At 59.2% G+C, this 15,598-nt stretch carries 14 protein-coding genes; all 14 read left to right on the top strand.

Features of this window, described 5'->3' with window-relative positions; all coding sequences use genetic code 11:
* Window positions 1–40: 40 nt before the first annotated feature.
* The 14 genes from QY316_12790 (at window position 41) to QY316_12725 (ending at window position 15,595) form a co-directional block, all read left to right on the top strand.
* The gene (locus QY316_12790; GenBank protein WKZ32766.1) at window positions 41–637 is read left to right on the top strand and encodes a cytochrome c3 family protein; all 597 of its coding nucleotides are present in this window, start codon (window positions 41–43) and stop codon (window positions 635–637) included.
* Between the two features lie 12 nt (window positions 638–649).
* Entirely contained in the window at window positions 650–1,723 is a 1,074-nt protein-coding gene (locus QY316_12785) for a 6-bladed beta-propeller (GenBank protein WKZ32765.1), read from the top strand.
* A 28-nt stretch (window positions 1,724–1,751) separates the two neighbouring features.
* Window positions 1,752–3,956, top strand: coding sequence for a cytochrome c3 family protein (locus QY316_12780; protein WKZ32764.1), 2,205 nt, complete (start codon window positions 1,752–1,754; stop codon window positions 3,954–3,956).
* A 36-nt stretch (window positions 3,957–3,992) separates the two neighbouring features.
* Window positions 3,993–4,415, top strand: a complete 423-nt coding sequence (locus tag QY316_12775; GenBank protein ID WKZ32763.1) for a cytochrome c3 family protein — start codon at window positions 3,993–3,995, stop codon at window positions 4,413–4,415.
* A 28-nt stretch (window positions 4,416–4,443) separates the two neighbouring features.
* Window positions 4,444–5,304: a cytochrome c3 family protein gene (locus QY316_12770; GenBank protein ID WKZ32762.1), complete on the top strand. Its 861-nt coding sequence runs from the start codon at window positions 4,444–4,446 to the stop codon at window positions 5,302–5,304.
* A gap of 89 nt (window positions 5,305–5,393) precedes the next feature.
* Entirely contained in the window at window positions 5,394–8,024 is a 2,631-nt protein-coding gene (locus QY316_12765) for a CBS domain-containing protein (protein WKZ32761.1), read from the top strand.
* Between the two features lie 176 nt (window positions 8,025–8,200).
* Window positions 8,201–8,806 (top strand): site-2 protease family protein, encoded by a 606-nt coding sequence (locus QY316_12760; protein ID WKZ32760.1) that lies wholly within the window; start codon window positions 8,201–8,203, stop codon window positions 8,804–8,806.
* Window position 8,807: 1 nt separating this feature from the next.
* Window positions 8,808–9,794: a tryptophan--tRNA ligase gene (trpS, locus tag QY316_12755; protein ID WKZ32759.1), complete on the top strand. Its 987-nt coding sequence runs from the start codon at window positions 8,808–8,810 to the stop codon at window positions 9,792–9,794.
* A 7-nt stretch (window positions 9,795–9,801) separates the two neighbouring features.
* Window positions 9,802–10,608 carry a segregation/condensation protein A gene (locus tag QY316_12750; GenBank protein WKZ32758.1) on the top strand — a complete coding sequence of 269 codons (807 nt, stop codon included), beginning with the start codon at window positions 9,802–9,804 and terminating at the stop codon, window positions 10,606–10,608.
* Window positions 10,609–10,613: 5 nt separating this feature from the next.
* Window positions 10,614–11,540 carry an SMC-Scp complex subunit ScpB gene (gene scpB / locus QY316_12745; GenBank protein ID WKZ32757.1) on the top strand — a complete coding sequence of 309 codons (927 nt, stop codon included), beginning with the start codon at window positions 10,614–10,616 and terminating at the stop codon, window positions 11,538–11,540.
* On the top strand, window positions 11,494–12,141 hold the full coding sequence (locus QY316_12740) for a pseudouridine synthase (GenBank protein WKZ32756.1): 648 nt from the start codon (window positions 11,494–11,496) through the stop codon (window positions 12,139–12,141). The genes scpB and QY316_12740 overlap by 47 nt, the downstream gene beginning before the upstream one ends.
* Before the next feature lie 156 nt (window positions 12,142–12,297).
* Complete coding sequence (locus QY316_12735) at window positions 12,298–12,957, top strand: endonuclease III domain-containing protein (protein WKZ34127.1); 660 nt, start codon at window positions 12,298–12,300, stop codon at window positions 12,955–12,957.
* A gap of 54 nt (window positions 12,958–13,011) precedes the next feature.
* Window positions 13,012–14,769, top strand: coding sequence for a DNA mismatch repair endonuclease MutL (gene mutL, locus QY316_12730; GenBank protein ID WKZ32755.1), 1,758 nt, complete (start codon window positions 13,012–13,014; stop codon window positions 14,767–14,769).
* A gap of 4 nt (window positions 14,770–14,773) precedes the next feature.
* The gene (locus tag QY316_12725) at window positions 14,774–15,595 is read left to right on the top strand and encodes a metallophosphoesterase (protein ID WKZ32754.1); all 822 of its coding nucleotides are present in this window, start codon (window positions 14,774–14,776) and stop codon (window positions 15,593–15,595) included.
* Window positions 15,596–15,598: the final 3 nt, after the last annotated feature.

Genomic DNA, 15,598 nt, shown 5'->3' with positions numbered 1-15,598 from the left:
AAACGGCCTCAGGGCCGGCATCCAAAGAAGGTAGCCCAACATGTCAAGGAAATCCGGCATCCTCAAGGTCATCTTTTTAGCAGGCGCCCTGTTTTTCTCCGGCGAAGCCTGGTCGGCAGAGGCCCCGGCCGTTCCTGCCCCGCCCGAGCCGCCCCCCTACCCGAGGGCCGAGGCGCTCTTGACGGTAATCAACCCGCATAACCAGATAGGCGAGACCGGAGAGGTGCTCTGGGGCACGTGCGTTGTATGCCATAAGGAAGTCCCGGCAATCGACAAGAACCTGACCATAAAGGACGTGAAGCTCTATTTCGAGGACCCGGTCCAGCTCTGCAGGAGCTGCCATACGGTCCCTGTCCACCCCACGGTCCAGCCGACGGCCATGCTTAGCGTTTTGAAGAAAGCGCCGAACCATTTGAGGGTGCCCCCCAAGACCATTCACGACAACATCAGGATGACCTTGAAGGACATACCCACTATCCTGCCGCTCGACCCGAAAACAGGCCAGATAATATGCTCAACCTGCCACAACCCGCACGAGAGAGGGCTTCTTCCGGGCAGGGCCGACTGGGGCGCCGACACTACCCGGCGGTTCAGGTCCGCCGGGCTTGATATCTGCCAGTACTGTCACAGGAAGTAGGGTCATTTCCTGATGCATGCAGCCCCGAAAGACAGAAGGGCCGAAAGGGCCCGGTCATCAGGCGCCCTCAGGCTAGCCGCGGCGTTGGCGTTCGCCGCGCTTACGCTCGCGGGCTGCGCTTTCGGTCCGGAGCAGAAAAGCGGCATGCTTACGCCGCAGACGCCCCTTATCTGGCCGTCTCCTCCCGAACCGGCAAGGGTAAGTTATTTACGGACTATCAGCAGGCCCGAGGACATCGGCGCGAACACGGGGTTTTTCAGGCGTATTGCCGATTTCATACTCGGTGAAAAAAGGGACCGGCTCATAAAGCCGTACGGCGTAACCGTCGATTCCGCCGGAAGGCTCATAGTGGCGGACACGGCCTTCAAGAAGGTGCATGTCTTCGACCTGGCCAGGAAGAACTACACACTCATAGAAGAGCCCGGGGAAGAGCGGTTCGAATCCCCGATAGCGGCGGCCACCGACGGCCAGAACAATATCTATGTCACCGATTCAGTGGCCCGCAAGGCCTTTGTCTTCAATCCCAAGGGCAAGTTCCTCTTCTCGTTCGCCGCGGGCGAAAGGCCCACGGGCATCGCGATAAGCAAGACTGAATCAAGGGTATACATATCCGACACCGCGTCTCATAGCATCCGTATTTTTGACCTGAAGGGCGCGGAGGTCGGCTCCTTCGGAAGGAGAGGGAAAGAAACAGGGGAGTTCAACTACCCCGTTGATTTGGCCCTGGACCGGGGCGGCGACGTGTACGTCGTTGATTCGTTGAACTTCAGGGTCCAGATATTCGACGGCAACGGGAAGTTTTTGAGCTCCTTCGGCAGGCAGGGAGACGGAACAGGCGATTTCGGCAGGCCCAAGGGCATCGCCCTCGACAAGGACGGGAACATTTACGTGGCCGACGCCCTCTTTGATACCATACAGATATTCAACAGGCAAGGAAGGTTCCTCCTGAATTTCGGCACCCTCGGCAAATCAGCCGGGACCTTCTGGCTTCCGAGCGGCATATTCATAGACAACGGCAACAGGATCTACGTCTCGGATTCGTATAATAGCAGGGTGCAGGTCTTCGACTACCTCGGGGAAGGCTGAACCCAGCGGGCTCGACCGCAGGAAGGAAATGTCGTTAAATCCGATGAAGGGAAAGGCCGGGAAAAAGGGACGTAACGTGATAGCCGCGGCGTTGGTAACCGGGCTGCTGGCCGCTGCCGCCGGATATTCGCTTGCGTCGGTCACAGGCACGAAGCACAACTTCGGCTCGCTTTCCCCGGGGGAGATAAAGTCCGGCGAGACGACCGAGGTCTGCGTCTTCTGCCACACGCCTCATAACGCAAACCCTTCCGGGCCGGCGTGGAACAAGCAGGACCCCGGGGCCACCTACGACGTCTACATGAGCCAGACCCTTGCCGCCACGCTGGACCCCAACTCCCCTACGCTCGGGCAGCCGACCGGCTCATCGAAGCTCTGCCTGGCATGCCATGACGGCACCATAGCAATAGGCTCGCTCCTCAACCTTCCGGGAAAGGGGCTCGGGGGGGAGCTGAGCGTGACCGGCGCCGGCATAGAGGAAGGGAAGCTGAGTTCCATATCGACGTCCCATATAGGCACGGACCTGATGGATGACCACCCCATATCCTTCGAGTACTCCCGCTCATATCCGTCGAACGAGGAGATAAGAGACCCGCTGAGCGAGTCCCAGCAGAGAGTCAAGCTCGACGGCGCGGGGATGATGCAGTGCACGAGCTGCCACGACCCGCACGGAACCGAGTTCCCCAAGTTCCTCCTCGGGAGCCTCTCAAACGGCGGCCTCTGCCAGATATGCCATGACAAGAGATACTGGGAGACAAACCCTTCGGTGCACGGCACGTCCACGGCCACGTGGAACGGCGAGGGGGTGAACCCCTGGCACGAGGACCTGGGCGAAACCGGTTACAGCGACGACACGCCCGAGATGCAGAGCTGCCTTGCCTGCCACCGCTCGCACGGCGGCGCGGCCGGGAAGGCGCTTTTGAAGGGCACGAACCCGTCCACCTCGAATATCGAGAACGAGGAATGGCTATGCCTCAACTGCCACAACGGGAACGTGGCCTCCAAGGACCTTACCGCGCAATTCGAATACCCCTACAAGCACGATGTCAAGGCCACATGGGGGCTGCATGTCCCTTCGAGGGAGTTCGCCGGCGACCCGGCCAGGGAATCGGCTGAAAACCTGAGGGACAACAGGCATGCGGAGTGCGCCGATTGCCACAACCCGCACGGCGCCATGGAAGGGAACCAGGCCATGGGCGGCGTGAACGGGAACATTATCGGCGCGAACATATTGGGGAGCTGGGGAGTCAAGCCGTCGTCCTGGCCCGTTGCCGGGGAGCCGGTCACGGCCTACGAAGTGGTCGATTTTACCTCCACCAACCCAGGCGGCAATAACCTGGAAGGGTATCTCTGCATAAAATGCCATTCGTATTACGCCTACGGCAGCATGCCGCCTTATGCGCCTTCGGGCAACGCGGACGGGTCTCAGGTCGAGCAGTCCGACCCCACGGCGGACTTCAACATCAACAACATGGGCTTTCACCCGGTCTTCGCCCAGGGCAGGAACGTGCCTCCCGGCTCGCCGCGCGCAAACCTCAACTGGCCGGACAACGGCCTCGGGCTTACGAACACGTTCAGGTATGTCGACCTCCCGGAGACCTGGGAGCGCACCGGCTATTACAACGTAACGCACGACAGCACAATTACATGCTCCGCCTGCCACGGCTCGAGCGTCTCCTCCGACCCCTCGGGCGTGCACGGCTCAAACGAGAAATGGATACTCAAGGCGAACACCACTGGTTTCGGCACCACCAGGAATTTCTGCTATAACTGCCACAAGAGGGACGTCTACGGGGACGAGGGCTACATCGGCCCGAATGCGAATTATTCGAGGGTCTCGCACCCGCCCGACGGGCTCGGGACCGATTCCCCCTTCTACAAGCAGGGGACCGGTACCGGCAACAACTCGAACAAGTTCGGGATACTGTGCCTTTCGTGCCACGGCGGGTGGTATGACCCGACCGAGACGGTGGACCAGATAAAGGGCATTCACGGCAGCAACGCCCCGGCGGGCACGCTCGAGGACTCGGACCCGCTCGGGTACAGGCTCATGAACGGGGCGTGCGTTGAATCGTACAAGAGCCCGAGGACCACCGGGGCCATGGACGGGCAGATAACCTTCAGGACCATAACCCCGTCTACCGAGAAGGTATGTAACGATTCTTTCGAGGAAATCGCGATACCCGGGACCGAAGTCAATTATGACTGCACTAATATGAGCGATTGCTCGTATTGAGGACAGGGCGGAGGCGCCTGGCGCTCTTCGAGATCGATGAAAATAATATTGACCACCATAGCGGCGCTGGGTCTTATGGCCGCGGCCGCCGGACTGGCTGCAAGGGAATGCAGGGCAGCCGAGGAAGGCGGCGAGGGGCGCTCCGTCATCGTCAACCCGCATGATTTCAGGAGGGAAGACCTCTGCTCGACGTGCCACAGCGAGCAGCCGCCGCTCCTTACCAGGGACCCGGTTACCACGTGCGTCAAGTGCCACCACGGGAACATAGGCAACCACCCGGTCACCCGCCATCCCATGGGGCTAATAGTGAATATACACGTTCCGGCAAGGCTTCCCCTGACGGACGACGGCGAGATGGTCTGCCATACCTGCCACGAGCCTCACGGGAAAGCGATCCACCCCGGCTCTTTAAGAGTAGAGTACATGAAATTATGCGCCTTATGCCATACAGGTCATTGATATTGTAAGGGAGCAAAGGAGGTCCAAAGTGCGTAGCATCAGGTTAGTGGGATTTTTGACCGCGGCGGCCCTGGCCGCCGGGGGGTTTTTCGTCTATCAATGGGCCCAGGCCGGCGTGACATGGGAGACCGACCTGAGGAAGCCCAAGAACCCTGAGACGTACGGGAACGTGGTCCTTGACAAGAACGCGAGCAAGAACGACATGCGGCCAGTTGTGTTCCCGCACTGGGTGCACCGGGACAAATTCTCGTGCAAGGTCTGCCATACGGACCTCGGTTTCAGCTTCAAGGCCGGCACGGCCGAGATAACCATGGCCGAGATATTCGAGGGCAAGCAGTGCGGGACCTGCCATAACGGCAACATAGCCTTCGCGCCGTTTGAATGCGACAGGTGCCATTCACAGGGCCTTCTGCAAGATCGGAACATGGCCGAGAGGCTGAAGGACCACCCCAAGGACTACTTCGGGAACAAGGTAGACTGGGTAAAGGCGCTGGAGACCGGCGCCTCAAAAGCCGCGGCAAACCCGGACGGAACCGACGAGCTCTTCGAGTTCGACATGGACATAATAATCCCGACGACCAAGTTCAAGCCGAGCCCGCCGGACGTCAAGTACCCGCATAAGGCGCATACAAAGGTCCTGGACTGCACCTCGTGCCACGAGTCCATATTCAAGCAGCAGCAGGGCGGGAACCCGGAGATGAACATGATGAAGATAATCTCAGGGCAGTACTGCGGCGTATGCCATACCAAGGTGGCCTTCCCCATAGACGACTGCTTCAGGTGCCATTCCCAGCCGGCTCCGGTCATAGAGGAGACGGACGCCGGAAAGGACGGTAAGGAGGGCGAGAAGGCAGGCGAAAAGGCGGACGCGGGGACGGAGAAGAAATAATATAAGTCCGGATCGCATCGAGAGGGCAGGCCACGGGGCCTGCCCTCTTTTTTTGGCCCGCGCCCTGCAAATATGCTAATATCGCCCTTATGGAAGTCATAACGTCCCACGTAAACGCCGACTTCGACGCCTTCGCCTCGATGGTCGCGGCAAAGAGGCTATACCCGGACGCGCTCCTCGTTTTCCCCGGCTCGGTCGAGAAGCCTCTACGGGGCGCTCTAAATACGCTCCCGCTCACAGCGGAGGTAAGCCGCATAAAGGACATCGACATAGGCGGGATCCGCCGCCTTATACTCGTGGATGTGAGCTCCCCGTCGAGGATAGGGCCGTTTGCCCAGGCTGCGGAAAGGCCTGGAACGGACGTGCACATATACGACCACCACCCGGCCTCTCCGGGTGACCTCAAGGGGAGCTTCGAGGTAAGGAGGCCCTTCGGGTCGAACACCACCCTCCTAACGCTCGTCCTCAGGGAGCGGGGCTTGACGCCTACCCCCGAGGAGGCCACCATAATGATGACCGGAATATACGAGGACACGGGGTTCCTTTCCTATCCATCCACCACTAAAGAGGATTACGAGGCCGCCTCCTTCCTCCTCTCGTCAGGGGCCGACCTCAAGACCGTCTCGGACCTCCTCCGGCAAGAGCTTACCCCCGAGGAGGTGTCGCTCCTTAACGAGCTTCTGCAGTCCCAGGCCAGGTATTCCTTCAGCGGGGTGGAGGTCGTAGTGGCAGAGGCCTATCTCGAAAAGTACAAGGGCGACATCGCGGTGCTCGCGCACAGGATCCGTGACATAGAGAACATGGAATGCCTTTTCCTCCTCGTCGATTCGGAAGACAGGGTCCACGTGATAGCCCGGTCGAGAAATGCGCGCGCCGACGCGGGCAGGATTTTGAAGACTCTTGGCGGCGGCGGCCACCCGAACGCGGCCTCAGCCACCTTGAAGGGGGCGACACTCGTGCAGGCCAGGGAGATGCTCCTTGAAGCCATCCGGGCAAATATCGTGCCCGCGAGGACCGCCGGCGACATCATGTCATTCCCGCCCATAACCCTCTCACCGAGGTCCGCGCTTAAAGACGCGATCGAGGTCATGCGGAGATACGGCATAAACGCCGCGCCCGTGGTGAGGAACGGGGCCGTGCAGGGGGTCATAACCAGGCAGGTCGTGGACAAGGCCGTTTATCACGGCCTCGGGGCCGCGCCGGTAAAGGACTACATGACGACCGAGGTCGATTGGGTCGGCCACGACGCATCGATAGAGAGCATCAGGGAGAAGGTCGTGGGCCACGGGCAAAGGCTTCTGCCGGTGTTGAAGGACAGAAAAGTGGTGGGCGTAATCACCCGGACAGACCTCCTTAAGCTCCTGCAGGAGGAGCTTCGCGCCGGGGCCCGCGACGAGACGAAGAAGGTGCGCGTCGTCTCCGGCCTTATGAAGGAGCGGCTCCCGGCCTGGGCGCTGGATTTATTGAAGGAGGCCGGCGAGGTAGCGGAGGCGAGGGGCTTCAAGGCCTATGTCGTCGGGGGGTTCGTCCGCGACCTCATAATGAGGAGGGAGAACCTGGACATAGACATAGTCGTAGAGGGCGGGAACGGCATAGTATTCGCGGAAGACCTGGCCCGGAGGCGCGGCGCATCTGTGAGGGCGCACCACAGGTTCAAGACCGCGGTGCTGGTCTTCCCGGACGGCTACAAGCTCGACGTCGCTACCGCGAGGCTTGAGTATTACGAGAGGCCCGGAGCGCTTCCGACCGTCGAGCAGTCTTCCCTGAAGCTCGACCTTTACAGGAGGGACTTCATAATGAACACCCTTTCAGTGGCCCTCAATCCAGGCAGGTTCGGCGAGCTCATAGATTTTTTCGGGGCGCAGAAGGACCTTAAGGAGAGGACCATCAGGGTGCTCCACAACTTAAGCTTTGTGGAGGACTCGACCAGGATGCTCCGCGCCGTGAGGTTCGCCGAGAAGTTCGATTTCACGATCGGAAAACACACGCTGAACCTCATAAAGAACTCGGTAAGGCTCGACGGCTTCATGACCGTCTCCGGCCCGAGGATAGCAGAGGAGCTTAAGAGCATACTCGAGGAGGAAACCTCCGGTAAGGCGCTTAAGAGGCTTTCGGACCTGGGTCTCCTTAAGCTCATCCATCCTTCCATCGTCTGGGACAGGGAATCCGAGCGGCTCTTCAGGCGCGGAAAGGAGGCCCTTGCCTGGTACGAGCTCCTTTACGAGAAGGAAAGGGTCGAGGCCTGGCTGGTCCTCTTTCTCGCCCTTACTGACAGGCTCAAGGAAGGGGAGCTCTCGGCCCTTATGGCGAGGCTCGGCATATCCGGGAAAAAGAGGCTCGATGTCCTCGGCAGAAGGGAAGAGGCCCGCAAGGCCCTCGGGAAGATACAGGCGGGGGCCGCGAAAAAGGCGAGCGATGTATTCGAGCTCCTCTCAAAGCTTCCGCTGGAGCTCGTCCTATACCTCATGGCAAAGGCTGGAAAAGACCCGGCCCGCAAAGCCCTCTCAACCTACATAACGACGCTCAGGCACATAAGGCCGGAGCTAAGGGGCGGAGATTTGAAGAGGCTCGGGGTGGCCGAGGGGCCCCTCATGGGCGAGATTTTGAGGACCCTCCTTAAGAAGCGCATCGACGGCGAGACGTCCACGAGGGAGGACGAGGAGCAATTCGTCAAATCCGCCATAGAAAAAGGACACGCCCGCGCCAAGAAGCGCGCTTAGCGGGCCACTCGTCCAGGCCAGGTTTCATCTAATTCGGTCTTTTTCGTTCCAATATTTGCATTGACCCGTCTCTCATTCATCTGTTAAAATTTTAGATTACTGGCAAAATCCCCCAAGTGTTTCTTGTTTAAGGGTTTCTCATGGTTCAGGAATTTTTGCAAAGGACGCTTCTCCTGGTGCCGCCGATCTTGCTGGCGCTTACTGTGCACGAGTGCGCCCACGCATGGGTTGCGAACCGCCTGGGCGACCCGACCGCCAAGATGCTAGGCAGGGTCACTTTCAACCCTATAAAGCACCTGGACCCAATCGGCACCATCATGCTGTTTTTCTCCGGTCTTTTCGGCTGGGCCAAGCCGGTCCCCATAAATCCTCGGAATTTCAGCAATATCTCGCGCGATATAATAATGGTTTCAGTCGCGGGGCCCTTATCCAACCTTTTCCTTGCGGCACTCTCGGCCCTGGCCTACAAGGCGCTCATAATCGCCGGGCCTTCCCTTCTGGGGTCCATGCCCAATGTCATGTGGCCGCTCTTCACGATGGTCGAGCTCAGCATCCGCATAAACGTGGCCCTGGCCGTCTTCAACATGATACCCGTTCCGCCGCTCGACGGGAGCAAGGTCCTCGGGAACCTCCTCCCTCCGAGCCAGGCCTTTGCCTGGGCCAAATTCGAGCAGTACGGGTTTTTCGTGCTTCTCCTCCTTATTGTCACGGGGGCGCTCCACAAGTTCATCTCGCCTGTCATCTTCGTCATGGTGGGCTTACTCATGGGAGGTATATACTAAGATGGCGCATCGGGTGCTGAGCGGGATGAGGCCTACGGGAAAGCTTCATTTCGGCCATTACCACGGGGTGCTGGCCAACTGGCTCCGGCTCCAGGAGGAGTACGAGTGCTTCTTCTTCGTGGCGGACTGGCACGCGCTCACGACCGACTACGCGAACCCCTTCGGCATAAGGGAGAACGTGAGGGAGATGGTCCTCGACTGGCTCTCCGTGGGCATAGACCCGTCCAAGGCGGTCATATTCAGGCAGTCGTCCGTAAAGGAGCACGCCGAGCTCCTGGTGCTCCTTTCCATGATAACGCCGCTACCCTGGCTTGAGCGTAACCCGACCTACAAGGAGCAGCTCCAGGAGATAAAGGACAAGGACCTCCATACCTACGGTTTCCTGGGCTATCCGGTCCTCCAGACAGCGGACATAATCGTCTACAAGGCTAACAAGGTGCCGGTGGGCATAGACCAGGCCCCGCACGTGGAGCTTTCGAGGGAGATAACCAGGCGCTTCAACCACTTCTACGGAAACGTCTTCCCCGAGCCGGAAACGCTCCTTACCGCCATACCAAAGGTCCTCGGGACCGACGGCCGGAAGATGAGCAAGTCCTACAACAACGCCATATTCCTTTCGGACGAGCCCGGCGAGGTGGAAAAGAAGATCCTCACCATGATGACCGACACGGCCCGGAAAAAGAGGACGGACGTCGGCACCCCGGACCTCTGCCCGTTCTTCATAACATTCCATAACCTCTACTCCGACGAAAAGACCATAAGCTGGGTGAGGGAAGGCTGCACAAAGGCCCTCATAGGCTGCATAGAATGCAAGAGGTCGGTGATACCCAGGGTGCTCGCCATGCTCGAGCCCATCCAGAAGAGGCGGAAAGACCTGGCCGCGGACCCTGAAAGGGTAAAGGGCATACTCGACAAGGGCGCCGAAAGGGCGGCCCCCGTAGCCGCAGAGACCATGAAGGAGGTCAGGTCCGCTATGGGCCTCTCGTAGCCGCCCCATGTCCCAGACCTATAACATAAAGCTCGATATATTCGAGGGGCCGCTCGACCTCCTCCTCCACCTCATAAAGAAGAACGAGGTGGACGTCTACGACATCCCGGTAGCCTCCATAACCGAGCAGTATCTTGAATACATCGAGATGATGAAGGAGATGAACCTCGACTTCGCGGGCGAGTTCCTGGTCATGGCCGCGACGTTGGTCCACATAAAGAGCAGGATGCTCCTGCCTGTGGACGAGGAGGCCCAGCCCGAGGAGGAGGAAGGCTGCGACCCGAGGGAAGAGCTGGTAAGAAGGCTCCTCGAGTACCAGAGATACAAGGAAGCGGCAAGGGAGCTATCCGAGAAGAACCTCCTCGGCAGGGACGTGTTCACCCGCGGCGCCGAGGTGGAGCTTGAGGAGCTCGAGGAAGGGGCCGGGTTCGTGAACGTCTCGGTCTTCGACCTAATGGAAGCCATAAAGGGCGTGCTTCTGCGCGCCCCGAAAGAAAGGACGGTCGAGCTAACATCCGAGCGCTTCAGGATAGCCGACAAGATAAACGACATCGTTGAGTTCCTCGGTAGAGAGAAGAGCGCGACCTTCGTCTCGCTCTTCCCCGAGGGCGCGACCAGGGGCGAGATCGTGGTCACATTCCTCGCCGTCCTTGAGCTCGCGAAGCTGCTCATGATACGGGTGCACCAGACAGAGGACGGCGTCATAAGGGTCTACATGCCCGAGGAGAGGAAAGAGGAAGGCGGAGAAGGCGCCGATGCCTCCGGGCCCGGCCCCGGAGAAAACGAAGACCAGAACGAAAACAAGGAAGAATAGAGCCTATGCTGGACAAAGATAGCCTGAAGCCCGTAATCGAATCGCTCATATTCGCCGCCGAGAACGCCATAAGCTTCGAGAGGATCGCAGGGGTGCTCGAAGGCGAGGACAAGGCAGCTGTAAGGGCAGCCCTGAACGAACTCATAGAGGACTACAGGACAAAGGGAGGGGGGTTCTTCATCGAAGAGGTGGCGAACGGGTACCAGTTCAGGACAAACCCTGAGTTCGCCCCCTTTCTCCGGAGGTTCTTCAAGATCGGCCTCCAGAAGATCAGCAAGGCGGCAATGGAGACCCTGGCGGTCGTGGCGTACAGGCAGCCTGTGGCGAGGGGCGATATAGAGGCCGTCCGCGGGGTGGATTCAGGCGGCGTCCTCGCAACGCTCATGGAGAAGAGGTTCATAAAGATAGTCGGAAGGAAAGAAGCTCCGGGCAGGCCCGTGGTCTACGGGACCACGAAGGAGTTCCTTGAGACATTTGAGCTCAAGGACCTCTCCTGCCTGCCGAGCCTTAAAGACCTAACTAAAATGGAGGAAGAGTATGCCCGGGAAGAAGGGCAGGGAGCCGAGGAAGACGGAGCCGGGGGGGCGGTCAGGGCGGAAGGAAGCCCCGAGGGCGGAGAAAGCGCCGAGGAAAGGGCCCGGGACAGCGCGCCGGAGGGGGACGGAAGAAGCGAGGAAAGAGGAGAGGCCCTCGAAGCCGGGGAGGAAGGAGAGGCCGACATCTCCGGGCCTGAAGAGGGGCCGGAGGCCGACGGCTTCCCGGACGGCGAAGGGGGCGGCTGGGAGGAGTCCGAAGAGGGAAGCGCCTCCGGAGGCGCCGCAACAGGAGAGGCTCCAGAAGATAATAGCGAACGCGGGGATAACCTCACGGAGGAAGGCCGAGGAGATGATAACCGAGGGCCGGGTGAGGGTGAACGGGAGGGCAGTAACTGAGCTCGGCGCAAAGGCAGACCCGGTTAACGACAGGATAGAGGTAGACGGAAAAAGGGTCAGGCACGGCGGGCCCAGGGTATACGTCCTACTCAATAAGCCCAAGGGCTTCATAAGCTCCGTATCCGACGAGGCCGGAAGGCCGGTCGTCACGCAGCTCGTCTCTGCCGTAAAGGCCAGGGTATATCCCGTCGGGAGGCTCGACTACGACGCCGAGGGGGTGCTCCTCCTTACGAACGACGGAGACTTCTCGAATAAGCTCATACACCCGACCTTCCAGGTCCCGAAGAAGTACCTCGTGAAGGTAAGCGACGTGCCCACGAAGGAGAGGCTTAAGAAGCTCGAAGACGGGGTCCATTTGGAGGACGGGAAGACCCTTCCGGCAAAGGTGAGGTTCGTGAGGGCCACGCGCCAGAACTCGTGGATAGAGCTTACGGTATTCGAGGGCAGGAACCATCTGGTCAAGAGGATGTGCCAGGCCATAGGCCACCCGGTGCAGAAACTTAAGAGGATAGAGTTCGCGGGGCTTAAATTAGGTGCTCTTAAGCCGGGCGAATGGAGGCACTTGACTGAGAGGGAGATAGCCGAGCTTAAAGGGCTTTAGAAGGGTCCCCCTAAAATCGCTCTTTTTCCCGACCTCTTCGTTAGGGCGAAAATAAAAATGCTCACATATTGACATATATGCTCCGCTTTTTATTTCCGCCCTGCCTCGACCTCGGAAAAAATATCTGATTTTTAGAGGAACCCTCAAGTGCATTCGATGAAGCGCGGCAACCTTTCTTCAATACTTACCGCCTATTATTCCTCCCTTTTCTCGGCATTCGGTCCGCAGGGCTGGTGGCCGGGGAGGACACGCTTCGAGGTAATCACCGGGGCCATACTCACTCAGAATACCGCCTGGACCAATGTCGAGAAGGCCATAAGAAACCTCCGGGAAAAGAGGGTGCTGAACCCTGAGCGCATGCGGGCACTTTCCCATGACGAGCTTGCAAGCCTCTTAAGGCCCGCAGGGTACTTCAATATCAAGGCAAAGAGGCTCCGAAACTTCCTCGACCACCTCCACTTTGAGCACAAGGGTAGCCTCGATAAGCTCCTCAAGCAGGAATCCCAAAAGCTCAGGAGAGAGCTCCTTTCCATAAACGGCATAGGCCCTGAGACAGCCGACTCCATCATCCTCTATGCCGCCGTACTTCCGGAGTTCGTGGTCGACGCCTATACCAAAAGGATATTCGAGAGGCATGGGCTTCTTGCGGGCGGCGCAGACTACGATGATGTAAAGTCCCTCTTTATGCAAAACCTACCGTTGGATGCCCGCCTCTTTAACGAATACCACGCCCTCATTGTCCGTACTGGCAAGGACTTCTGCAGGCCCAGGGAGCCCAAATGCGCTTCCTGCCCGCTCTCTAAACACCTCCCCTGATTTTTTTCACCGCTCTGCTTGGCTTTTCCCTTCCCAAATAGTAAAATCCATCGCATGAGAAGGATAAGGCTCCTCGATAAGTCCCTTGCCTCGAAGATAGCCGCGGGCGAGGTGGTTGAAAGGCCCGAGAGCGTCTTGAAGGAGCTCCTCGAAAACTCCATAGACGCCGGGGCGTCGGTAATATCCGTTAACGTCGCCGAGGGCGGGAAAAGGCTCATCCGCATCGTTGATAACGGCTGCGGGATTTCGAGGGAGGACGCCTCACTTGCCTTTGCACGCCACGCCACATCCAAGATAGAGAGCGAGGAGGACCTCGAAAGGATAATGACAATGGGCTTCAGGGGCGAAGCCCTTGCGAGCATCTCTGCCGTTTCGATTGTAACGTTACGGACCAGGCGGCCAGGAGAGGTCGAGGGAACGAGGGTCGTCGTCGAGGGAGGGGGAGAGCCGGCAATCACATCCGACGGCTGCCCCGAGGGCACTTCCATCGAGGTAAAAGACCTCTTCTACAACACACCCGCGAGGCTAAAGTTCATGCGCGGGGCGGAATCCGAATACGGCCGCATCCTCGATACGTTCAAGAAGATAGCCCTCATAAACCCTGATAAGCGCATGCGGATAGTGCACGGCTCCGGCAGGCCCCTCGAGGCCCTGCCGGGCTCATTGAGACAGAGGATAGCAGACCTTTTCGGCCCGGAGATCGGGGAAAGGCTCGTCGAGGTAGAGACGCCCGACCTTACGGGCTTTGTCGGGGCCGTTGGCTTGAGCTATCCGACGGCGAGGCACATCCATACCTTCGTAAACGGCAGGTGGGTCCGCGACAGGTCGATCAACCGTGCTATACTTGAAGGATACGGGGGGTTGCTTGGCGGCAGATACCCCTTCGCGGTCCTGGACCTCAAAATCCCACCGGAGGACGTGGACGTAAACATCCACCCGTCAAAGAGCGAGGTCAGGTTCCGTAACCTGGGCTATGTCTACGACCTGGTGAGGTTCGGGATACGCGACGCGCTTTCGGCCAGGCCTGCCTCCGGCAATTCTCCAATCGAAAGGGCTGGATACAGGAAGGCCTTCACCCCTGCGGGCAGGGGATGGCAGGGACAGGCTACAGCGCTTAACGAGCCTGCCGCGAGCTATGAGCCAAGCGAAAGGCCCGTCCAGCTCGGCCTTTCGGAAGTAACGGAAAATACCGGGGACGTTAAAAACCCCGAGTTCCTTAATCTCGAAGTCATAGGCCAGCTCTGGGGCGAGTTCATAGTGGCCCAGGGCCCGGAGAGCGGGGAAGCGTATCTCATTGACCAGCACGGCGCTGCCGAGAGGTGCGCCTTCGAGGCTTTAAAGAAAAGGCTCGACTCAGGCTCCATAAGGAGCCAGGCCCTCCTTCTTCCTGAGAGGATAGAGACGACACCCGGGGAAAAGGAGATGATACTCAAGTCCCTGGAGTATCTTTCTGAAATGGGTTTCGAGGTCATGCCCTTCGGCCCGTCCGCAAAGGCCGGGGGCGAGACATTCCTCCTCAAGTCCGTTCCCGACCTCCTTGCCGGCAGGAGCTCCGCATCCCTTATAAAGGACATGGCGGAAGAGCTCTCCTTTCACGGAGGGAGCCGGATGGCCGAGGAGAGGGTCGAGTCCGTGTTAATGAGGATAGCATGCCACAGCGTCATAAGGGGGCCGAGGCCGCTAAGGAAAGAAGAGGCCCGGGCGCTTTTGAAGGAGATGGCCGCAATAGACTTTGCCGGGCACTGCCCCCACGGCAGGCCGGTCGTGAAAAGGCTCTCAAGGAGGGAGATAGAGTCTTTCTTCGGGAGGTAAGAAGATGATATCCCGCCGCGATTTCCTGAGGGGCGGGGTCCTGCTCGGCGGCGCTCTCCTCTTCGAGAGCACTCTTCTCGCTCCGAGGGGCGTAAGGGTCCAGGAGGCCGCGGTCAGGATAAACGGCCTGCCTCCCGCCTTCAACGGCTTCACCATATGCCACCTTACCGATATCCACCACAGCCCTGTCGTCGGCCTCGGCTACATAGAAAAGGTGATAGAAGAGGCGAATAGCTTGAGGCCCGACCTCTTTGTCCTCACCGGCGACTATATCGACGACGGCAGGAAGTACATGGCCCCTGTTGTAAAGGCCCTTTCCGGTCTCAAGGCCCGCTACGGGACGCTCTCCGTCCTCGGGAACCACGACCACTTCATAGGAACTGGCTATACCGAGGAGGTCATGGACTCCTACCGTATCCCCCTCCTTCAGAATAGCCACGCTTTCATCGAGTCCGGCAGGGACGCGCTCTGCATAGGAGGCGTAAGGGACTATCTCGAAGACGCGCCCGACGCGAAAAAAGCTTTGGATGGCGCACCAAAGGAGGCGCCGAGGATTTTACTCTCCCATCACCCGGATTACGCAGAGTTCCTTCCTGAGGGCGAGAGGGTGGACCTTGTCCTGTCCGGGCACACCCACGGCGGCCAGGTGAGGCTCCCGTTCTCGTTCGCCCCTGTGCTGCCCTCCGGCTTCGGCCAGAAATATTCCGGCGGCCTCGTCCGGAACGGCTCTACCCAGGTCTACGTATCAAGGGGCGTCGGTGTCGTCATGATACCCGTCCGGTTCAACTGCCCTCCTGAGATAACCCTCATCCGGCTCGTGACATAACCA

Source organism: Thermodesulfobacteriota bacterium, assembly GCA_030583865.1.
Lineage (GTDB): Bacteria > Desulfobacterota > GWC2-55-46 > GWC2-55-46 > GWC2-55-46 > UBA5799.
Note: the sequence above shows the minus strand (reverse complement) of the source record. Positions and strands in the feature narration are given on the sequence as shown.